Annotated in this window: 23 protein-coding genes; 14 read left to right on the forward strand and 9 right to left on the reverse strand. The window is 70.6% G+C overall.

Annotated features, from left to right (window positions below):
- The first annotated feature begins 69 nt into the window (after positions 1-69).
- The 5 genes from ACWEV3_RS11355 (at position 70) to ACWEV3_RS11375 (ending at position 5,236) form a co-directional block, all read left to right on the forward strand.
- Positions 70-1,353, forward strand: a complete 1,284-nt coding sequence (locus ACWEV3_RS11355) for an ABC transporter substrate-binding protein (protein WP_452613744.1) — start codon at positions 70-72, stop codon at positions 1,351-1,353.
- Between the two features lie 214 nt (positions 1,354-1,567).
- A complete protein-coding gene (locus ACWEV3_RS11360; RefSeq protein ID WP_452613745.1) occupies positions 1,568-2,488 on the forward strand; it encodes a carbohydrate ABC transporter permease in 921 nt (306 codons plus the stop codon).
- A 95-nt stretch (positions 2,489-2,583) separates the two neighbouring features.
- On the forward strand, positions 2,584-3,381 hold the full coding sequence (locus tag ACWEV3_RS11365; protein ID WP_452613942.1) for a carbohydrate ABC transporter permease: 798 nt from the start codon (positions 2,584-2,586) through the stop codon (positions 3,379-3,381).
- A gap of 29 nt (positions 3,382-3,410) precedes the next feature.
- Positions 3,411-4,496 (forward strand): Gfo/Idh/MocA family protein, encoded by a 1,086-nt coding sequence (locus ACWEV3_RS11370; protein ID WP_452613746.1) that lies wholly within the window; start codon positions 3,411-3,413, stop codon positions 4,494-4,496.
- A complete protein-coding gene (locus tag ACWEV3_RS11375; RefSeq protein WP_452613747.1) occupies positions 4,493-5,236 on the forward strand; it encodes a ThuA domain-containing protein in 744 nt (247 codons plus the stop codon). The genes ACWEV3_RS11370 and ACWEV3_RS11375 overlap by 4 nt, the downstream gene beginning before the upstream one ends.
- Before the next feature lie 58 nt (positions 5,237-5,294).
- Here ACWEV3_RS11375 and ACWEV3_RS11380 read toward each other — a convergent pair whose 3' ends face one another.
- A complete protein-coding gene (locus ACWEV3_RS11380; protein ID WP_452613748.1) occupies positions 5,295-6,317 on the reverse strand; it encodes a PQQ-dependent sugar dehydrogenase in 1,023 nt (340 codons plus the stop codon).
- Between the two features lie 92 nt (positions 6,318-6,409).
- Entirely contained in the window at positions 6,410-7,333 is a 924-nt protein-coding gene (locus tag ACWEV3_RS11385; protein WP_452613749.1) for an oxygenase MpaB family protein, read from the reverse strand.
- 134 nt (positions 7,334-7,467) lie between these two features.
- Between ACWEV3_RS11385 and ACWEV3_RS11390 the strand changes: the two genes are divergently transcribed.
- Positions 7,468-8,043, forward strand: a complete 576-nt coding sequence (locus tag ACWEV3_RS11390) for a TetR/AcrR family transcriptional regulator (protein WP_452613750.1) — start codon at positions 7,468-7,470, stop codon at positions 8,041-8,043.
- Positions 8,044-8,110: 67 nt separating this feature from the next.
- On the forward strand, positions 8,111-8,869 hold the full coding sequence (locus tag ACWEV3_RS11395) for an SDR family NAD(P)-dependent oxidoreductase (protein WP_452613751.1): 759 nt from the start codon (positions 8,111-8,113) through the stop codon (positions 8,867-8,869).
- Between the two features lie 65 nt (positions 8,870-8,934).
- On the opposite strand, the gene ACWEV3_RS11400 is transcribed toward ACWEV3_RS11395, so the two are convergent.
- Positions 8,935-9,288, reverse strand: coding sequence for an SAV_915 family protein (locus ACWEV3_RS11400; RefSeq protein ID WP_452613752.1), 354 nt, complete (start codon positions 9,286-9,288; stop codon positions 8,935-8,937).
- A gap of 190 nt (positions 9,289-9,478) precedes the next feature.
- On the opposite strand from ACWEV3_RS11400, the gene ACWEV3_RS11405 reads away from it, so the two are divergent.
- The 4 genes from ACWEV3_RS11405 (at position 9,479) to ACWEV3_RS11420 (ending at position 11,147) form a co-directional block, all read left to right on the forward strand.
- Positions 9,479-9,709: a hypothetical protein gene (locus ACWEV3_RS11405; RefSeq protein WP_452613753.1), complete on the forward strand. Its 231-nt coding sequence runs from the start codon at positions 9,479-9,481 to the stop codon at positions 9,707-9,709.
- Between the two features lie 70 nt (positions 9,710-9,779).
- The gene (locus ACWEV3_RS11410; protein WP_093259926.1) at positions 9,780-10,061 is read left to right on the forward strand and encodes a metal-sensitive transcriptional regulator; all 282 of its coding nucleotides are present in this window, start codon (positions 9,780-9,782) and stop codon (positions 10,059-10,061) included.
- Positions 10,062-10,087: 26 nt separating this feature from the next.
- Entirely contained in the window at positions 10,088-10,447 is a 360-nt protein-coding gene (locus ACWEV3_RS11415) for a hypothetical protein (RefSeq protein ID WP_452613754.1), read from the forward strand.
- A 79-nt stretch (positions 10,448-10,526) separates the two neighbouring features.
- Positions 10,527-11,147: a DUF305 domain-containing protein gene (locus ACWEV3_RS11420; protein ID WP_452613755.1), complete on the forward strand. Its 621-nt coding sequence runs from the start codon at positions 10,527-10,529 to the stop codon at positions 11,145-11,147.
- 82 nt (positions 11,148-11,229) lie between these two features.
- Here ACWEV3_RS11420 and ACWEV3_RS11425 read toward each other — a convergent pair whose 3' ends face one another.
- Complete coding sequence (locus ACWEV3_RS11425) at positions 11,230-11,511, reverse strand: metal-sensitive transcriptional regulator (protein ID WP_093259932.1); 282 nt, start codon at positions 11,509-11,511, stop codon at positions 11,230-11,232.
- Positions 11,512-11,734: 223 nt separating this feature from the next.
- Between ACWEV3_RS11425 and ACWEV3_RS11430 the strand changes: the two genes are divergently transcribed.
- The 3 genes from ACWEV3_RS11430 (at position 11,735) to ACWEV3_RS11440 (ending at position 14,525) form a co-directional block, all read left to right on the forward strand.
- Entirely contained in the window at positions 11,735-12,019 is a 285-nt protein-coding gene (locus tag ACWEV3_RS11430) for a WhiB family transcriptional regulator (protein WP_452613756.1), read from the forward strand.
- Positions 12,020-12,409: 390 nt separating this feature from the next.
- Positions 12,410-13,621 (forward strand): multidrug effflux MFS transporter, encoded by a 1,212-nt coding sequence (locus ACWEV3_RS11435; RefSeq protein WP_452613757.1) that lies wholly within the window; start codon positions 12,410-12,412, stop codon positions 13,619-13,621.
- A 94-nt stretch (positions 13,622-13,715) separates the two neighbouring features.
- On the forward strand, positions 13,716-14,525 hold the full coding sequence (locus ACWEV3_RS11440; protein WP_452613758.1) for an SAM-dependent methyltransferase: 810 nt from the start codon (positions 13,716-13,718) through the stop codon (positions 14,523-14,525).
- Here the strand turns inward: ACWEV3_RS11440 and ACWEV3_RS11445 are convergent, their stop codons facing one another.
- The 5 genes from ACWEV3_RS11445 to ACWEV3_RS11465 are packed head-to-tail and all read right to left on the reverse strand — an operon-like array spanning position 14,526 to position 20,104.
- Positions 14,526-16,088, reverse strand: a complete 1,563-nt coding sequence (locus ACWEV3_RS11445) for an N-acyl-D-amino-acid deacylase family protein (protein ID WP_452613759.1) — start codon at positions 16,086-16,088, stop codon at positions 14,526-14,528. It abuts the gene before it with no gap.
- Positions 16,089-16,102: 14 nt separating this feature from the next.
- Positions 16,103-17,536, reverse strand: coding sequence for a Na+/H+ antiporter NhaC family protein (locus ACWEV3_RS11450; RefSeq protein ID WP_452613760.1), 1,434 nt, complete (start codon positions 17,534-17,536; stop codon positions 16,103-16,105).
- Positions 17,533-18,651 (reverse strand): o-succinylbenzoate synthase, encoded by a 1,119-nt coding sequence (gene menC / locus ACWEV3_RS11455; RefSeq protein ID WP_452613761.1) that lies wholly within the window; start codon positions 18,649-18,651, stop codon positions 17,533-17,535. The genes ACWEV3_RS11450 and menC overlap by 4 nt, the downstream gene beginning before the upstream one ends.
- Positions 18,648-19,322, reverse strand: coding sequence for a MurR/RpiR family transcriptional regulator (locus tag ACWEV3_RS11460; RefSeq protein ID WP_452613762.1), 675 nt, complete (start codon positions 19,320-19,322; stop codon positions 18,648-18,650). Before ACWEV3_RS11460 ends, menC begins: the two co-directional genes overlap by 4 nt.
- Positions 19,319-20,104 (reverse strand): hypothetical protein, encoded by a 786-nt coding sequence (locus ACWEV3_RS11465; RefSeq protein ID WP_452613763.1) that lies wholly within the window; start codon positions 20,102-20,104, stop codon positions 19,319-19,321. Before ACWEV3_RS11465 ends, ACWEV3_RS11460 begins: the two co-directional genes overlap by 4 nt.
- Between the last annotated feature and the right edge of the window lie 78 nt (positions 20,105-20,182).

Consider the following 20,182-nt stretch of genomic DNA (forward strand, 5'->3'; position numbering starts at 1 on the left):
TCTGCCCCGGAACCGGGACGCCGACGCGCGATCCCGATGTCCCGAACCGCGAAGCGGAGATGATCATCGATGAGGCTGAGAAGCGCCGCGTCCCAAGCAATCGCCGTGACCACCGCGCTCGCGCTCGCGGGCTGCGCGGGCGGATCGCCCGTCGGCCCGACCGCCGAGCAGGCGCCCGACGCGAAGGTCGTCGAACCGGCCGCCGCGCAGGGCGCCGCGGGCGAGGTGACCGCCTGCGGCATCCGGGACACCGGGGTGTTCAAGACGCTGACGGATTCCTTCAACGCCAAGGGAACCGGCGTCACCGCCCGCTACGTCGAGCTCGGCCAGGACACCGACGCCGCGCGGGCGCAGGCCATCCAGCGCCTCGAAGGCGGCTCGTCCGAGTGCGACGTCTACCTGATGGACGTCACCTGGGTCAGCGAGTGGGCCGCGCAGGGCTGGGTGCAGGACCAGACCAAGCTGGTCGAACAGCGCAAGGACGGCTTCATCCCGTCCACATTGGAAACCTCGCGCTACGCGGACCGCTACTGGGCCACGCCGTTCTACACCAACGCGGGCCTGGTGTTCTACCGCAACGACCGGGTGCCGCCGCCGACCAGCTGGAAGCAGGTGTACGAGCAGGCGAAGCAGGACCCGCAGAACAAGGTCGAGATCCAGGCCAAGCAGTACGAGGGCCTCACCGTGAACTTCCTCGAAATGCTGTACTCCGCGGGCGGTTCCGTGCTCGACGAGAACGGCGCCATCACCATCGACTCGCCGCAGACCCGCGCGGTGCTGAACCTGATGGCCGACGGCGTGAAATCCGGCGCCGTCGACCGCGCCTCGCTGACCTACGACGAGGACGCCTCGCGGCGCGCCTACGAATCCGGCTCCGCCGGCCACCTCCGCCAGTGGCCCAGCGCGTACAAGCTGATCCAGCAGACCGCCTCCGGGCCGGCCACCGCCGTCGCGCCGCTGCCCGCGTTCGACGAGAACAGCAAGCCGTCGGCCGTGCTGGGCGGCTGGAACTGGGCCATCGCCGCCGCCTCCGACAACGTCGGCGGGGCCGTGGCGTTCATCGACCACGCCACCGGCCCGGAGTTCCAGAAGACGATGGCCCTCAAGCACGCCCAGGCGCCCGTCGTGGCGAGCACCTACGACGACCCCGAGGTGCAGGCCGCGCTCCCGTTCATCACGCAGCTGAAGCAGTCCGTGATCAGCGCCAAGCCGCGGCCGAAGTCGCCGGTGTACGCGCAGATCTCGAAGGCCATCAACAGCAACGTCTACCCGGTGCTGGCCGGGCAGGTCGACGTGGAGACCGCCGTGCAGAAGATGGCCGCGGACATCAAGACCGCCCAGGAAACCTTCTAGAAAGCATTTCAACAGTGGTTTGCATAGCGGTGCAGGTAGCGGCCCCCCTGCGGGAATTACCGTCGCCTTCTCGCTGTGGGATCCCCGACATCATGAATGCCAATTCACCACGTCGGGGCTGTCCTCGCGAGAAGACGCCTGAGAACCCGCGGCGGTGCCAGCTGAGTCCCACACCGCAAGCGGCTACCGCCGCTTGTAAAACAGATGAGGTGTCATGACCACCTTGACGAAGCCGAAGAAGCAGCGCGTCGACCACCAGCAGCGGCGCACCGCCGTGCTGATGGTCGCGCCCGCGCTGGTCGTCATGTTCCTGGTGGCGGCGGTCCCGATCGGCTACGCGATCTGGCTCTCGCTGAACGTCTACAGCGTGCGGCAGGCGGGTCTGTCGAAGTTCGTCGGCCTGGGCAACTACCTGGAGGCGCTGGTCTCCCCGGCCTGGTGGCACGCCTTCGGGCAGACGTTCCTGTTCGCGATCGTCTCGGTGGGCCTGGAGGTGGTGCTCGGGGTCGCGATGGCGCTGCTGCTCAACATGGCGTTCCGCGGCCGGGGCCTGCTCCGCTCCACGCTGCTCATCCCCTACGCCGTGCTCACCGTGGTCAGCGCCATCACCTGGCAGGCCATGTTCGAGTCGAACCTCGGCCTGGTGACCGGGATCCTGCGCGGGCTGGGGCTGCCCGGCGGCGACATGGTGTGGCTGGCGGAGCCGGGCTACGCCATGGCGGTGATCATCGTCGCCGACGTCTGGAAGACCGCGCCGTTCGTGGCGCTGCTCGTGCTGGCGGGCCTGCAGGTCATCCCCGCCGACGTCTACGAGGCCGCCGACCTCGACGGCGCCGGCCGGTGGCAGACGTTCTGGCACGTCACGCTGCCGCTGCTGCGCCCGGCGATCGCGCTCGCCGCGATCTTCCGGCTGCTGGACGCACTGCGGATCTTCGACCTGCCGTTCGTGCTCACCAAGGGCGCCAACGGGACGCAGACGATGTCCATGCTCGCCTACCAGGAACTCCGCGAGGGCAGGCTGATCGGGCAGGGCTCGGCGCTGTCCATCCTGACCTTCTGCACCGTGATGGTGGTGTCACTGGTGTACATCCGCTTCGCCGGGGGCAACATCCGCGACGTCTCCAGGGAGAGCTGATGACGATGGTCCTCGAAACCCCGAAACCCGCCCCACCGCGGGCCGCGCCCCGGCAGCGCGGGCGGGCGGACCGGAACCGGTTGCGGCCGGTGACGATGGTGTTCGTCGCGCTGGTCATGCTGGGCTCGCTGGTACCGTTCTACTGGCTGATCAACACGTCGCTGAAGACCGGCGCCGACCTGTCCTCGGGCAGCCTCTACCCCACCGATCCGTCGCTGCAGAACTACCTCGACGTCATCCACAACGGCAACTTCCTGACCGCGCTGGGGAATTCGGTGCTGGTCGGCGTCGTCACCACGGCGCTGGCGCTGCTGTTCGCATCGTTCGCCGCGTACGCGCTGGCGCGGCTGAAGCTGCCGCGCAAGGGCCTGATCCTGGGCCTAGTCCTGTCCGTCACCACGTTCCCGGTCATCGCGATCGCCGCGCCGATGTTCAAGATCTGGAGCGACATCGGCCTCTACGACACGCTGGCCGGGCTGATCATCCCGAAGCTCACCTTCGCGCTGCCGATGGCGATCTTCGTGCTCACCTCGTTCTTCCGCGAAATCCCGTTCGAACTGGAGGAATCGGCGCTGATCGACGGGGCCACGCCGTTCCAGGCGTTCCGCAAGATCATCCTCCCGCTGGCGGTACCGGGCCTGGCCACCACGGCGATCCTGGTGTTCATCTCGGTGTGGAACGAGTTCCTGCTCGCCGTCACGCTCACCTCCACCCCGGCGGCGCGGACCGTCCCGGTCGCCATCGCGTTCTTCGCCGGCACCAACGAGTTCGAGCAGCCGATCGGCACCATCAGCGCGGCCTCGGTGCTGGTCACCATCCCTCTGCTGGTCGTGGTCCTGATCTTCCAGAAGCGCATCGTCGCCGGCCTGACAGCCGGTGCCATCAAGGGCTGAACCCACCTCTCACTAAGGAGCCACATCCAATGAGTGACCCCACGCTTCGGGTCGGAGTCATCGGCATCGGCTGGGCCGGCCAGCAGGCGCTCGCCGCCTACCAGGCGCTCCCGGACGTCGAGATCGTGGCGATCGCCGGGCAGGAGGCGGACCTGCTCGCCTCGCTCGGCGAGCAGTACGGCGCGAAGCACCTGTTCGAGAGCTGGGAGAAGCTCATCGAGCTGCCGGGCCTGGACGCGGTCAGCATCGCCGTCCCGACCTTCCTGCACGCGCCGATCGCCATCGCCGCGCTGAAGCGCGGGCTGCACGTGCTCAGCGAGAAACCGCTGGCGCGCAACGGCGTCGAGGGCCAGCAGATGGTGGACGCCGCGCGCTCGGCCGGCCGCGTGCTGGACATCGTGTTCAACCACCGGCTGCGCGGCGACATCCAGGCCCTCGGCGAGATCATCCACCGCGGCGACCTGGGCCGCCCGTACTACGCGAAGGCGTCCTGGATGCGGCGGCGCGGCATCCCGAAGCTGGGCAGCTGGTTCACCAACCAGGAGATGTCCGGCGGCGGCCCGCTGGCCGACATCGGCGTGCACGTGCTCGACTACTCGCTCTTCCTGCTCGGCGAGCCGCGCGTCACCTCGGTCAGCGCCGTCACCTACGCCGAGCTCGGGCACCGCGACATCGGCGAGATGAAGTGGAGCGCCAAGAGCGAGGCCGCCTCGAAGTTCGAGGTCGAGGACTTCGCGGCGGCGTTCCTCCGGCTGGAGGGCGGCGGCACGCTCGTGCTGGAGACCTCGTGGGCGGCGTTCCGGGACCCGCTCGACCTGATCGACTTCAGCGTCCTGGGCACCGACGGCGGTGCCGAGCTGCGGGCCGTCGGCGCGACCAAGGCCAAGGTCGGCGACCTGCGCGTGTACCGGGACGTCGACGGCGAGATCGCGGACTACACCCCGCCCGCCGAGCCGGGCCGCGCGCACGCCGGGGTGGTGGAGAACTTCGTCCGCGTGCTGCGGAACCCGGACGAGTGGGCCGCAAACGACGGTTCCACCGCGCTGAGGCGCGCCCGGGTGATCGACGCCTGCTACCAGTCCGCCGCCGAGAAGAAGGAGATCGTCGTCGAATGAGCCCGCTTCACATCACCGTGTGGAACGAAGGCGTCCATGAGTCCACAAAGGACCCAGCCGGGATGGCCGAGTACTACCCCGGCGGTATCCACGGCGCCATCGCCGCCGGGATCGGCGAGCAGCTGCCGGACGCGACGGTGCGCACCGCGCTGCTCAGCGACCCGGAGCACGGGCTTCCCGAGGAGGTGCTGGCCGGCACCGACGTGCTGCTGTGGTGGGGCCACAAGGCGCACGGGCAGGTCGACGACGAGGTGGTCGACCGGGTGCAGCGGCACGTGCTCGGCGGGATGGGCCTGCTGGTGCTGCACTCCGGGCACTTCTCCAAGATCTTCACCCGGCTGCTCGGCACCACCTGCTCGCTGAGCTGGCGCAACGCCGCCGAACGCGAGGTGGTGTGGACGGTCGACCCGACGCACCCGATCGCCGAAGGCGTGCCGAACCCGCTGGTGATCCCCGAGCAGGAGACCTACGGCGAGTTCTTCGACATCCCGGCGCCGGACGAGCTGATCTTCATCAGCTCGTTCACCGGCGGCGAGGTGTTCCGCTCGGGCGTGACGTTCAACCGGGGCCGCGGCCGGATCTTCTACTTCAGCCCGGGCGACGAGCGCTACCCGGTGTACAACCAGCCGGAGATCCGGCGCGTCCTGGCCAACGGCATCCGCTGGGCGGCCCAGCCCGAAGTCCCGCGCACGCCACCGAAGGTCTCCAACCCACCCCGCGACTGGTACCTCGCGGAGTAGATCGAGCGCGGGCCGCGGGTCCTCCGGTTCGCCGGAAGACCTGCGGCCCGCGGGCGGGTCACGGGGTGATGCTGAGGATCTGGTCGTCGTCGGGGCCGGGATCGCCGTTGTTGTCCTGGTTGGACGTCGTCACCCAGAGGGTGCCGTCCGGGGCCGCGACGGGCGTGCGCAGGCGGCCGTACTCGCCCTGGAACAGCGCCTTCGGCTCGCCCAAGGTGCCGTCGTCGGCGAGCGGGATCTGCCACAGGCGCTGGCCGCGCAGCGCCGCGACGTAGACGTTGCCCTGGTGGATGGCCAGGCCGCTGGGCGATGCCTCCGACGTCTTCCAGGTGACCAGCGGGTCCACGTACTCGTCGTTGCCGCAGGTTCCCTCGCACACCGGCCAGCCGTAGTTCTTACCGCCCTCGATGCGGTTGACCTCGTCCCAGGTGTTCTGGCCCAGCTCCGCCGAGAACAGCCGCCCGGCCGAATCCCAGGCGAGGCCCTGCGGGTTGCGGTGGCCCATCGAGTAGACCACCGAGTCGCCGAACGGGTTGTCCGGCGCGGGCTTCCCGTCGGTCGTCATGCGCAGGATCTTGCCGTTGAGCGAGTTCACGTCCTGCGCGTTGTCCGGGTCCTGGGCGTCGCCGGTGGTGGCGTAGAGCATCCCGTCCGGGCCGAATGCCAGCCGGCCGCCGTTGTGGAACCGGTTCTTCTTGATGCCGGTCAGGATCGGCTGCGGTGCCTCGCCGAGGCGCAGCTTGGCGATCCGGTTGTCCTCGCTGGTGCTGTAGAAGACGAACACCGTCTGGTCCGAGGCGAAGTCCGGCGACGCGGCGATGCCCATCAGGCCGCCCTCGCCGTCGGTGGGCTGGGAATCCTCGATGCGTTGCACCTCGGCGACCCGTCCGTCCTTCAAGGACATGATCTGGCCGGTGTCGCGCTGCGTGAACAGCGCCGAGTTGTCGGGCAGGAACGCCAGGCCCCAGGGGATGTCGAGCCCGGTGGCGACCGGGGTGGCCTCGGCCGCCGAGGCGGTCGGCGGGAACACCAGCGCCACTGCTGCGGCGCAGGCGATTAGCGCACTGGCACGACGGATCATCGCGCGGCCTCCTTCTGTCGGGGTGAGGCGGCGGATCACCAACAGCGATCCAAGCAAACCGCGACCACGCGCCATACCGCCACGAGGAGGTATCAACCAATCGTCGGCGAGTAGTGCTTCGGGTCGTCGCGCCGGTCGGGCGGCGGGAGGTTGCGGGGCGGCGTTTCGACGAGCGGCGCATCGGCCGGGATCTCGCCGCGCTCGCGCCGCCATCCGGCGCGGGCGCGCGGGTGGTAGCGGAGGTCGAACGGGACCAGCTGCCAGGCGAGGCCCAGCGCGCGGCCGAGCAGCCGCAGCAGCCGTGCGTCGCGGGAAGTCCAGCGGTAGCCGAGCTTTTCGCGGATGGCGGGGTCGTAGACGCCGACGGTGAGCCAGACGAAGCCGCGGCTGATCGGGATCCGGGCGAGCCTCCACAGCGGATCCGGCAGCCACTTCATGGTGGGCGGCTTGCCGATGCGCGCGATGTCGAGCACGTCGCGGGTGGCCTTGTTGTCCTCCAGCACGTTTCGGCACATGTGGTCCCAATAGCGCCGGAAGCTCGCCCAATCCGGCGGCACCGGGCGCATGCTCATGCCGTAGAGCCGGTACCACTGGACGCCTTCGGCGTAGACCTGCTCCTTCTGCGCCTCGGTGAGGGGCTTGCCGAAGTGCTCGTTGATCAGGATCGGCATCACCAGGAACGTCGAGTGCGCCCAGAAGTAGGTGTCGGGGTTCAGCGCGTGGTAGGGCCGGCCGTGCTTGTCGACGCCCTTGATCGTGTCGTGGTAGCCGCGCACCTGCCGGGCCGTTTCGCGGGCGCGCGGGCCGTCGTAGAGCACGCCGCCGATCGGGTAAAGCGACCGGTAGAGCCGTTCCCAGCGCTCGTCGAAGAACCGCGAGTGCTCCTCGACGCCCGCGCCGAGCTGCGGGTGCATGTTCTGCATCGACCCCGCCCACAGCGCCAGCAGCAGCCCGCGCCAGTCGCCGAAGTAGCGCCACATCAGGGAATCGGGTCCCAGCGGGGTCGGCTCGGACATGGTGCTCCCTTCAAAACTGAGGACACCTGTATTCAAAATATGGCGGCCCCGGCAGGCCGTCAATCGTCCCTTCCGGGCCTGGAGCGACAGACCATATTTGACTGATCGTTCTCGAACCGGGTAGCGTTCCGGCCGTGGCGAGGACCAAGGAATTCGACCCGGACGCGGCGCTCCAACGCGCACTGGAGCTGTTCTGGGAGCGCGGGTACGAGGCCACCTCCATGGCGGATCTCGTCGCACACCTGGGGATCGCGCGGGCGAGCATCTACGCCACCTACGGCGGCAAGCACGAGCTCTACCTGAAGGCCCTCGACCGGTACCTCCAGCTCCGGGACCCCGAGGTCGTGGAACGGCTGTCGCAGCCGGGCCCGGCGCTGCCCGCGCTGCGCGAGCTGATGGACTCCTACATCGCCGAGACGCTGGCCGACCGGCGCGGCTGCATGGTGGTCAACGCGGCGGTCGAGCTGGCGCCGCACGACCGGCAGGTGGCGCGCGGCGTCCATTCGAGCTGGGACGTGCTGGAAACCTCCCTGGCCTCGGCGCTGACCCGGGCCCGCGCGCAGGGCGAGGTCCCCGAGAGCTGCGATCCCCGCGCGGGGGCGCGGCTCATCCTGGTCGTGCTGCAGGGAATCCGGGTGCTCGGCCGGACCGACCCCGACCCCGGGCGCCTGCGCGACGCCGCCGAGCAGGCGCTGGCCTCGCTTCGCTGAACCTCCGGACGCGGAGCGGTTTCGCGCGCCCGGATTCAAGACCGATCGATCTGAAAAGAAGGACACCATGACATCCCGCTTCACCGGCAAGGTCGCCCTCATCACCGGCGGCGGCTCCGGAATCGGCCGGGCCGCGGCCCTGGCCTTCGCGCGCGAAGGCGCCACCGTCGTGGTCGCCGGGCGGAACCCGGAGCCGCTGGCCGAGACGGTCGAGCTCATCGAGGCGTCGGGCGGCCAGGGCAGCCCGGTCACCGCCGACGTGTCGGACTCCGACGACGTCGCACGCCTCGTCGCGACGGCGGTCGAACGCCACGGCGGCCTGCACGTGGCGTTCAACAACGCCGGCGTCCTCGCCACCGGTCCGGTCGCCGACTTCGACGAGCAGGACTGGGACCGGCTGATGGCCATCAACGTCACCGGGGTCTGGCTGTCGATGAAGCACGAGATCGCCCACATGCGCGAGCACGGCGGCGGAGCCATCGTCAACACCTCCTCCAACATCGGCGCGCACCGGCGACGCCCGGGAACGGGCGCGTACGCGGCGACCAAGGCAGCGGTGAGCGCGCTGACCCGCACCGCAGCCCTGGACCACATCGGCGAGGGCATCCGGATCAACGCCATCAGCCCCGGGCCGATCGAAACCACCATGTCCCTGCTGCCGGGCGAAACCGAGGCGGACCGCGCGGAGCGCGCGAAGACGACGCAGCCCATCGGCCGGGTGGGCACGCTGGAGGAAGCGGCCGCGGCGGTGCTCTGGCTGGCCGCCCCCGAATCCGGCTTCACGGTGGGACACGACCTCGTCCTCGACGGCGGCGCCAGCGCCTAGCCCGGCACGGGCCCGTGCGTACTTTGTGCTGCCATAGCAACACAAAGTACGCACGGGCCGTCGGCTCACAGGCCGAACACGCCCTTGGCGCCGTTCCAGGCGTCCTTGGCCTTGTCCTTGGCACCGTCCACGGCGTCGCCGGCCAGGTCCTTGGCGCCCTCCCACAGGATGGCGATCCACGACTGGTGCTCGCCGCAGCATTCGGCGAGCAGCTCGGCCGAGGAGTAGACCAGCAGCGCGAGCCGACCGTCGGGGAGTCGGCGCAGCGCCACTCCCGCCTCTGCGCGGTCGGCCGCGACCTGCTGCACCGGGACGTGGAGCCGCTCGGGCCCGTCCCCTGATTCCTGGCCGCTGTACTCCGGCCCGAGCACCGGCGGCGCGACCTGCGGCCGGTGGCTGTCCGTGCGACTGAACGACATGACGATCTCCTGTTCACGACATGCGAAATCACACCTGGAAAAGTGGAACCGACCGAATTCCCCACACATCTCGGTCGCAAGGCAAGGACGGTTCCGGTTCCCCGGCGGTTCCCGCCCCGCGCGGAGACTTCGCAATCGCGACGGCCGCCTACACTCGCAGGGGCGGTTGTCTGCAGGAAGGTGCCCCGGAGTGATCAACAAGAGTCGGCTCAGCGTGCTGCTGGTGCGCACGGCGCTTTTCTTCGTCGCCGCCGTGGTGCTCGGCTTCATCTACGAGTGGCCTTCGTTCGCCGTCATCGCCGCCGTGATGACCGGAGCCGCCACGCTGGTGCAGCTCGGCGGGGTGCTGTGGCTGCGGCGCACCGAGAGCCGCGACCCGGAGTCCGCCAAGGAGCCGGTCCGGACGGACGGCTTCCTCTGAGGCCACCTTGCCGACACTACCCCCTGGGGGTATAACGGGAGGTGTCGCCGAGGACCCCGAGGAGGTCGTGATGCACGGCTACACCCAGAACAAGGACGACTACGCCAAGCGACTGCGCCGCATCGAGGGCCAGGTGCGCGGCCTGGCCCGGATGATCGACAACGACGAGTACTGCATCGACGTGCTGACCCAGGTCTCGGCGACCACCAAGGCCCTGCAGGCGGTGGCCCTGGGACTGCTGGACGAACACCTCCAGCACTGCGTCGCCGAGGCGGTGGCCGACGGCGGCGGGCAGGCCGACGAGAAGATCCGCGAGGCCAGCGACGCGATCGCGCGGCTCGTCAGGTCCTGAAACCCAGCCCGGGTATGGTCGGTGTCGTGCAGGCGCGTTCGAGACTGGTGCGATGGGGACTCCTGGTGGTCCTCGCGCTCGGCGTGGTGCTGATGCACCACGTACCCGCGCAGCACGACCAGCCACACCCGTCGGCCGCGGTAGCCACGCATTCCGCGATGCCCACCGAGCACGGCGAGCCGCCCGCAGCGCCGGACCACGGCCTGCTGCACCTGTGCCTGGCGATCGCCGCCGGGTTCATCGCGCTCCTGCTCCCCCTCCTGCGCCGCATCGCCAGCGCCTCGGCCGAGAACCCGAAGCCGCTCGCGATCACGGCGTTCACCCGCTTCCGGCCGCCCACCCCGGTACCCCGGCGGTTAGCGGTGTTGTGCGTGCTTCGGCGCTGATCGGCAGCTGAGCGGCCACGGACCCACGTGGCCTGCTTCCGCATGCCCTTTTCAGCTCACGAAAGACGAGGACAACACCATGAAGCGCACACGCGTGCTCACCGCTGCCATCGGCGCGGTCGCGGCGGCGGCCGTCCTGGCCGGTTGCGGCGGCGGTGACGACATGAGCAACATGCCCGGCCACGGGGCGCCGACCAGCGCCGCCCAGCCCGGGGCCGACCAGCAGGCGGCGAACAACGCGGCCGACGTCACGTTCGCGCAGGGCATGATCCCGCACCACGAGCAGGCGATCGAGATGTCCCGGCTGGTGCCGGAGCGGGCGCAGTCCGAGGAGGTCAAGAACCTCGCCCGGCAGATCGAGGCCGCGCAGGCCCCGGAGATCCAGACGCTCACCGGCTGGCTGCGCGACTGGGGCGCCCCGGCGTCCATGCCCGGCATGGACCACGGCGCCATGGGTCACGGCGACATGGGAGGCATGATGTCGGACACCGAGATGCAGCAGCTCGAACAGGCTCGCGGCGCGGAGTTCGACCGGCAGTTCCTGACGTTGATGATCAAGCACCACGAGGGCGCGGTCACCATGGCGCGGACCGAGCTCGACAGCGGCCGGTTCCCGGCCGCCAAGCAGATGGCGCAGCAGATCATCGACACCCAGCAAGCCGAGATCGACACCATGCGCGGCCTGCTCCCCCAGGGCTGACCACCTGCAGCGAGGGGCACCCGCGACCCGGTCGCGGGTGCCCCTCACCGACCCCTCGACTTCGGCGCGGCGGTGGCGCTGGTCAGGACTTGACCAGCCGCGCGATCGCCTCGCTCGCCTCGCGCACCTTCTCGTCGGCGTTCTTCCCGCCCTCGGACAGCGCCTCGGCGACGCAGTGCTTGAGGTGCTCGTCCAGCAACCGCAGCGACACCGCCTGCAGGCCCTTGGTGGCCGCGGAGATCTGCGTCAAGATGTCGATGCAGTACTTGTCCTCCTCGATCATCCGGGCCAAGCCGCGGACCTGCCCCTCGATGCGCGCCAAGCGCTTCAGGTAGTTGTCCTTGTCCCCGGTGTATCCGTGCATCTCCGCTCCCATCGCCGCCGGTCCGGACTAGAGAGTACCCCCGACCGGTAGCAGGGCGGACGGCTCGACCGGACCGTCCACTGTGCACATACGACCCGTTGGCCGGGTACGCGAACGATCAAGTGAATCCCGCCCGATCTTCCCGGCGGCACGTGTGCCGGGGCGCCGACCCGGGTAGGGCGACTGGGTGCCGGCGAAAGCGAGATCACCGGAGGTGGTAGCAGTGGCCGCAACAGCTCGGTTGCCCAAACCGGTCAGCGAAGCCTGGCACTGGCAGCTCCAGGCCGCCTGCCGCGACGTCAAGACGAGCAGGTTCTTCCACCCGGAGAACGAACGCGGCAGCGCCCGCGAGAACCGCGAACGGCGAGCGAAGCGCATCTGCGAGGACTGCCCGGTCATGCGGCAGTGCCGAGCCCATGCGCTGAAGGCCCGCGAGCCCTACGGGGTCTGGGGCGGCTTGGGGGAACGCGAGCGGCGGGACCTCATCGCCAGCAGCCGAGCCGCCTAGTGCGGACGGCGAGGGTGATTTCGCGCGAAATCAGCGGCCCCCTCCCCGATTTCGCGCGAAATCGCCGCCGGATCGACCCTGCGTTGCGGCACCGTTTCGCCCCTGGAAATTCATCCGACATTTTCCCGAATCACATTTCTGTCCACAATGGATATTTAGCAGCCCTAACATAAATCGGTCGAAATCCGGCACCAGCCAACGAATTCCAGGACGACCACGACCGATGTAGCCCGCATCACAGCGAATTCGTCGCGACAGCGGGAACAAATGGATCGGCGTGATCGCTGAAGCCCGCGTCAGATTCCCTGAAATCTTCCGCGGTGAATTCGAAAGGCAATGATGGACAACGTTGCGGTGCAGAGCCCACCGGAGGCACACCGTGCGCGCCCGGTGACCGAAGAGCCGACCGGATTCGAGCGATTCCGGGTGATCCTCGTGCTGGGGGCGCTCATCGCCCTCGGCCCCCTGACCATCGACATGTACCTGCCGGCGCTGCCGGCGATCGGCAACGACCTGCAGGCCTCCGCATCCACCGTGCAGCTCACCCTCACCGGCACGCTGCTCGGGCTCGGCCTCGGCCAGCTGCTGATCGGGCCGTTCTCCGACATCGTCGGCAGGCGGATCCCGCTGATCGCGGGCACGGCCGTGCACATCGTGGCGTCGGTGGCCTGCCTCTTCGCGCCGAACGTGGCGGTCCTGGGCGTCCTGCGCACGCTCCAGGGCGTCGGCGCGGCGGCCACGATGGTCGTCGCGCTGGCCGTGGTGCGCGACCTGTTCACCGGGCGCACGGCGGCCACCGCGATGTCCCGCCTGATGCTGGTGATGGGCGTGGCGCCGATCCTCGCGCCGACGCTGGGCGGCGCCATCCTGCTGACCGGGTCGTGGCGCGGCGTGTTCGGCGCGCTGGCGATCATCGGCGCGGGCCTGCTGATCGTCGCCATCTTCGCGCTGAAGGAGACGCTGCCCACGGAGCGCCGCCAGGTCGCGGAGTTCCGGCCGGTGCTGCGCACCTACCGGACGCTGCTCACCGACCGCGACTTCGTGCTGCTGGCGATCGTGGCGGCGCTGGCGATGTCGGCGCTGTTCTCCTACATCTCCGGCTCGTCGTTCGTGCTGCAGGAGCAGTTCGGCCTGAACCAGCAGGCGTTCGGGCTGGTCTTCGGCGTCGGCGCGGTGGCGCTCATCGGGGCGTCCCAGTTCAACGTCGTGCTGCTCAACCGCTACACGCCGAAGCAGATCGTCACCGGCGCGCTGGTGGCCGCGACCGTCGCCGGTCTGGTGCTCACGGCCCTGACCACCACCGGGACCGGTGGGCTGTACGGGTTCATCGTGCCGCTGTGGCTGCTGCTGGGGGCGATGGGCTTCGTGCTGCCGAACGCCCCGGCGCTCGCGCTGTCCCGGCACGGCGAGGCCGCCGGGACCGCCGCCGCGCTGCTCGGCGCCGGGCAGTTCGGCCTAGGCGCGCTGATCGCGCCGCTGGTCGGCGTCCTCGGCAACGACGGCCCGGCGATGGCGATCACCATGACCGGCGGCGCGGCCGTCGCCCTGGTGGCCCTCGGCGTCGTGGTCAAGCTCGACCGGGGCGCCGAAGCCGCGGCGTGATCTCCGCGGCCGCCCTTGGAGACAGGACATAACGGACAGGGTTAGCATCACGGCTGGGTGATGGGAGTCATCACCCAGCCGTGAGGAGGACCGGATGCCGCAGACGCCGACCGAGCCGGAGAGCATCGATCTCGAGAAGCCCAACGCGGCCCGGGTCTACGACTACTACCTCGGCGGCAACCACAACTTCGCGATCGACCGCCAGATGGCCGAGGAGGCCATCAGGATGTGGCCGGAGCTGCCGCTGATCATGCAGGCCAACCGCGCGTTCCTGCGGCGGGCCGTGCAGCACTGCGCGGACCAGGGCATCCGCCAGTTCCTCGACCTCGGCTCGGGCATCCCGACGGTCGGCAACGTGCACGAGGTCGCCCAGCAGGCCGCGCCGGGCGCCCGCGTGGTCTACGTGGACACCGATCCGGTCGCCGTGGCCTACAGCAAGAACCTGCTGCGGGACAACCCGAACGCCTCGATCATCCGCGCGGACCTGCGCGACCCGGCCGCGGTGCTCGACTCCCCCGAGGTCGCCGAACTGCTCGACCTCAGCAGGCCGGTGGCGCTGATGATGGTCGCGGTGCTGCACTTCGTCGGCGACGAGGCCCGGCCGTACGAGATCGTCGCCAGGTACCGGGACGCGCTCGCGCCCGGCAGCTTCCTGGTCCTCTCGCACGCGGCCCCGGAGGGCCGGCCCGACGTGGCGTCGTCCCACGCCGACCTCTACCGCCAGCGCACGGCGACCCCGATGACCATGCGTCACAAGTCCGACGTCAAGGCGTTCTTCGAGGGCTTCGAGCTGCTGGAGCCGGGCGTGGTGCCGCTGCCGCTGTGGCGTCCGGCGGCCGAGGCGGACGTCGACGAGCACCCTGAGCGCTTCACCGGCCTCGCCGGGGTCGGCCGCAAGCCCTGATCACCCCGGCGTCAGCACCGCTCCGCCGCGACGGCCGGTGGCGCTGCCGTCGAGCAGCGCCGGCACGCCGTTGACCAGCACCGTCGAGCAGCCCGTCGCCAATTGCCACGGCTGCTCGAAGGTCGAGTTGTCGACGATCGCGCCGGGATCGAAGACGGCGATGTCGGCGGCCTTGCCCACCGCCAGCACGCCCCGGTCGGTCAGCCGGGCGCGGGAGGCGGGCAGGGCGGTCATCTTCCGCACCGCTTCCTCGACGGTCAGCACCCCGCGCTCGCGCACGTAGCGCCCGAGCACCCGCGCGTACGTGCCGAAGCTGCGCGGGTGCGGGCGGCCCTCGCCCCGCTCGGACAGGGTCCAGCCGTCGCTGGCCACCGACACCCACGGGTGCCGGAGCACCGTTTCGACGTCTGCCTCGCTCATCGCGTGGTTCACGATCGCCACGTTCGCGGCGTGCTCCTCCAGCACCCGCAGCGCCGCTTCGGCGGGATCGGTGCCCGTTCGGCGGCCGATCTCCGCGATCGACAACCCCATGTGCGGGCTCTCCGCGCCGATCGGCAGGTCGGCGATGATCACGCCTTCCGGATCGATGTCGCGGCCGAACCTCGCGCGCAGCTCGGCGGCGATGCGCTCGCGGACGGCGGCGTCGGCGAGCCGCGCCAGGAGCGCGTCCTTGCCGCCGTCGACCGCCCACGCCGACAACCGGGACACCAGCGAGGTGCTGGAGGCGGTGTACGGGTAGACGTCGGCGGCGACGTCGACTCCCCGTTCCCGGGCCGCGTCGATGAGCGCGAGGGCTTCGACGACCTTGCCGTGGTTCTCCGGCCCCATCGCCTTGAGGTGCGAGATCTCCAGCCGCGCACCGGAAAGCTCCGCGGCCTCGATCGCTTCGCGCACCGCGTCGAGCAACGTCGCCGCCTCGTTGCGCATGTGCGTCGAGTACAGCAGGCCCGCCGAGGCCGCCGCGGCGACCAGCGCGCGCACCTCGGCGGCGTCGGCGAACACGCCCGGCGCGTAGATCAAGCCGGTGGAGAAGCCCACGACTCCTTGCCGCGCGGCGGTTTTCACCAGCTCGCACATCCGCGCCAGCTCGTCCTCGTCCGGTGCGCGGTCGACGTCGCCGAGCACCGCGAGGCGCACCGCGTTGTGCCCGACCTGGAGCCCGACGTTGAGGGCCGCGCCGTCGACGATCTCGCGGAAACCGGCCGCGTCGCGCCAGTTCCAGCTCAGCGCGCGGTCGTCGATGATGCTCGCCCGGCGGATCAGGCCCAGGTCGGTGAACGGGAACGGCGAGTGCCCGCAGTTGCCGGTGATCAGCGTCGTGACGCCCTGGTGGATCTGCGTGGCGGCGCCGGGATGTCCTTCGAGGGTGTAGTCGGCGTGCGAGTGCAGGTCGACGAAGCCCGGCGCGACGACCTGCCCGGTGGCGTCGATCTCCCGCTCCCCGGCCAGCTTCGCGGTGCTGACCTCGGCGATCCGGCCGCCGACGACGCCCACGTTGCCGCGCCGTCGCGGCGCGCCGGTCCCGTCGACGACGTCGCCGCCGTTGATCACGATGTCGAACATGGAGCCTCTCCCGGTCAGCTGGTTTCGAAGAACAGGATCGCGGCGTACATCAGGCAGCACGGCACGAGCAGCGCGAAGCCGGTCAGCAGCGTGTTCTTCAGGTTGGTGGAACGCGCCAGGCTCATCGCGCTGACCATGTTGGCGTTGGGGAACGGCCCGTAGGTGTCCGCCTTGGACGCGAACAGCAGCACCACGACCCAGGCGCCGGTGGTGACCCCGACGCTCGCCGCGAGCTCGCCGAAGACCTTGTCCAGCAACACCACCTGCGCCGCGGTGGCGCCGGGCACGCCGACCCAGCCGAGCGCGGCGATCACCAGCGCGAACACGAACGGCGGCAGGCCCCGCAGGTCGGCGCCGTAGGTGTCGAGGACGACCTGGAACGGCTGCAGCTCGTCGATCGCGGCGAACAGCACCGCCAGCAGCCAGAACAGCAGGAACACGTTCACCAGCCGCGCCGCGCCCCGGTACATCTGGGTGGCGATCTCCACCGGCCCCAGCCCGCCGGCCAGCCCGGCCACGATGCCCAGCACCGGCAGCGCGAGCAGCGGGAACGTGGTGCCCGCGCCCGAGACGATCGCGTACGCGACGCTGGCGACCAGGACGATGCCGAACGCCGCGGTCGCACGGCCGCTGCCGCGCACCGGCTTCTCGTCGGTGGCGCCGAGATCGGCCGCGTCGTACTCGTCGCCGGTGCCCTCGGTGCGCCGCTGCATCCACGGCACGATCAGCAACCCGGCGACCAGCGACAGCACCGCCAGCGGCCCCGCCCCGTACAGCAGGTACTGCAGGTAGCCGACCTCGGCCGCGCTCATGATGGCGACGTTGGAACCGGCGAACGGCGCGAGCGCGAGGCCTGCGCAGCCGCCGATGAACATCATCGAGGCGGTCGCGGAGCGGGTGAAGCCGAGCCGGGCGACGATCGGCAGCAGCAGCGGAGCGGCGATGGCCAGCGCACCGGCGAGGGTGCCGAGGCTGGCGACGAGGATGAGGCAGGAGATCATCACGCCGAGCGTCGCGGCGGTGCGGCTGCGGTCGCCGACCACGCGCATCACACCGCGCACGATGGTCGCCGCGATGCCGGTGGTGCGCAGGATCTCGCCGACCCCGGCGCCGAGCATGATCACCAGGCCGATCACGGTGACCTGCTCGCCGAGCGATTCGCCGAGCAGCTCGCCGACCGCGGCGGGCGTCGGCAGCATGATCAGCAGCGCGGAGATCACCGCCACGACGGTCGCCACGATGATGTCCATGCCGATGAGCGCGAGCACCGCGTAGAGCACGATCGGCACCAGCCCCCACAGCGTCGGCGCCTGCGCGAACGGCCCGACGGCCGCGGACAGCACGAGTCCGGCGATGGCGCTGCAGGTGATGGTCAGGGACCGGGCGCGGGACCGTCCGGCGGGGGCGTCCGCGCCCGGCGAGGCGTCGGCACTGTCCACATTGCTCATGAGGACTGCTTTCTGTGGGTCTGGTGGCTGTGCTGGGCGATGAAGTCCTCGTCGACCTCGACGCCGAGCCCCGGGGTGGTGGGCACGGCGACGGCCCCGTGCTGCGCGACCAGCGGCGGGAACACCACGTCGCGGGCGTAGTACTTGTCGGACGCCGAAACGTCCGATGGCAGCGTGAAACCGGGCAGGCTGGACAGCGCGACGTTCGCGATGCGGCCGATGCCGAACTCGTGCATCCCGCCGCACCACACCGGCCAGCCCGCGTCGCGGGCCAGGTCGTGCGCGGCGACCGCGGTGGTCAGCCCGCCCATCCGGGACGCCTTGATGTTGAGGATGCGCCCGGCCCGCAGTGCGATCGCGGTGCGCAGATCGTCCAGGGTGTCGACGGATTCGTCAAGGCAGACAGGGGTTTCGATGCTCTCCTGCAGCTGCGCGGACGGCAGCAGCGCGCGCGGCGCGAACGGCTGCTCGATCATGGCGAGCTCGAAGTTGTCCAGCTCGCGCAGCAGCGCCCGGTGTTCCGGGATGTCGAGGTAGGCGCCGTTGGCGTCGACGTGCAGGTTCAGCGCCGGGAACGCGGCGCGCACCTGCTTCACCGGCTCGACGTCCCAGCCCGGCGCGATCTTCAGCTTCACCCGCGGATACCCGGCGTCGACCTGCCGCTGCACCTGTTCGAGCAGCTCGTCGATGGTGCGCTCGATGCCCAGCGACACCCCGGCCACCACGGTTTCCCGCTCGCCGCCAAGCGCTTTCGCCAGCGGCATGCCCCGCAACCGGCTCCACAGCGCCCAGCCGGCGGCGTCGACGCCGGCGGCGGCGAAGCGGTGCCCGCGCACCTTGCCGTAGAGCTCGCCGAGCCGGCCCGGGTGCTCGACCTCGCGGCCGAGGATGGCGGGCAGCAGGTATTCGGTGGCGATCAGCCAGCTGGTCTCGACGGTGTCGGGCGCGTAGAACGGGTCGGACGGCGAGGCGATCTCGCCCCAGCCCACCGCGCCGGTCTCGTCGGTGAGCCGCACCAGGACGTGCTCCAGGTGGTCCTTGCGGTGCGAGCTGGTCTGGAAGCTGTGCTTCAGCGGAAGCCGAACGCGGTGCAGCGTCGCGCTGTCGATCTTCACGGGTTCTCCGATCCGGGGTTGTCGGCCTCGTCCAGGTAGATGCCCAGGGAGCGGGAGAAGCGGTCCCGCTCGCCGAGGCGGCGCTGGGCGCCCTTGGCGCTCGCGGTGGTCAGCGTGGCCAGCACGTGCGCGACGGCGGCGACGGCGGTCGGCGAGTCCGAGTAGGACGCGCTCTCGGTGGGCACGACGATCACCGCGTCGGCGACGGCGGACAGCGGCGCGTCCTCGGCGTCGGTGACCACCACCAGCGCGCCGCCGGCGGCGGCGAACTGGCGGGCCACCTCGACGCTTTCGCGGCGGTAGCGGCGCAGCGAGAAGACGACCAGCACGTCGCTGGAGCGCACCTCGGTCAGCACGTCGATGGCCTGCACGATCCGGCCGTCGATGGTGGTCACGTTCGACAGCGACGCGCCCAGGTCGGCGGCCAGCAGGCACGCGTAACCGAAGGACTTGCCCGCGCCCAGGATGAACCGGCGGCGGGCGCCGACCACCAGCGCGGCGGCCCGCTCCACCGATCCGTCGTGGCCGATCGACGCCATCGCCGCGTCCAGCGACCGGATCTCCTGCTCGACGACGCGCTGTTGCAGGACGGCCGCCGAGCGGCGCTGCACCCGCGCGTCGAAGCGCTGGCGGGGGCTGGCGAGGTCGCGGTTGGCGTTGCGGGCGGTCACGTTCGGCTCCGATCGTCGGTCGGTGGGGCGAACCAGTAAACCGAGGTCTCCGCCGAGACCTGGCGGCAGGACCGGGCCACGAGCCCCCGCGCCAGGAACTCGTGGAAACCCGCGCGCACCGCGGCACGCACCTCGGCGTCCTCGGCCGGGTCCAGCAGCGTCGGATCGGTCGGCAGCGCGAGCCAGCCGTGCGCGCCCCGCTGCTGCCGGCGGCCCCAGTCGGCGCGGGTGGCGGACGGGTTCGGGCCGGTCGTCGCGGCCGGGGCGGGTGGCCGTTCGAGATCCCACTCGACGACCACCCGGTCCGAGCGCTCGTGCAGGTAGAAGTCGTCGACGTACCAGCGGCCGGAGGCGCCGAGGACGTCCAGGTTGAAGTGCGCGTTGCGGGAGATCAGCGGGTCGTAGGACCAGCGCATGAAGCGCATGCCGGTGTCGCGCGCGACGGCCGCCTGCGCCAGCTTCAGCCTGCGGCCCAGCCCGAGGCCCTGGCTCTCCGGGGCGACGACCGCGGCCTGCGAGTAGTGGTACATGCCTTCTCCGTCGCCGCCGCGCATCCCGTAGGCGAAGCCGAGCAAGGTGCCGTCGGCGGCGACGGCACCGACGGCGGAGCCACCGTTGCGCAGCAGCCCGGTCAGCAGCGGCGGGCTCAGCCCGACGTCGGGATTCTGGTAACCGAAGACGCGCCGGTACAGCGCGGCGGCCTGCCGCTGCAGCTCGGCGGTGTCCAGGTTCTGCACGACGAAGTCGCCGGCCAGGACAGCCGATTCCGGTCCGCGCCCCACGACTCCTCCTCGCCCGGCGCATCGGGATGAACACCCGCTGCAACCGAACATATGAAACGTAACCCGGACAACATGAGC

It is taken from the genome of Saccharopolyspora sp. NPDC003752, from assembly GCF_053605825.1.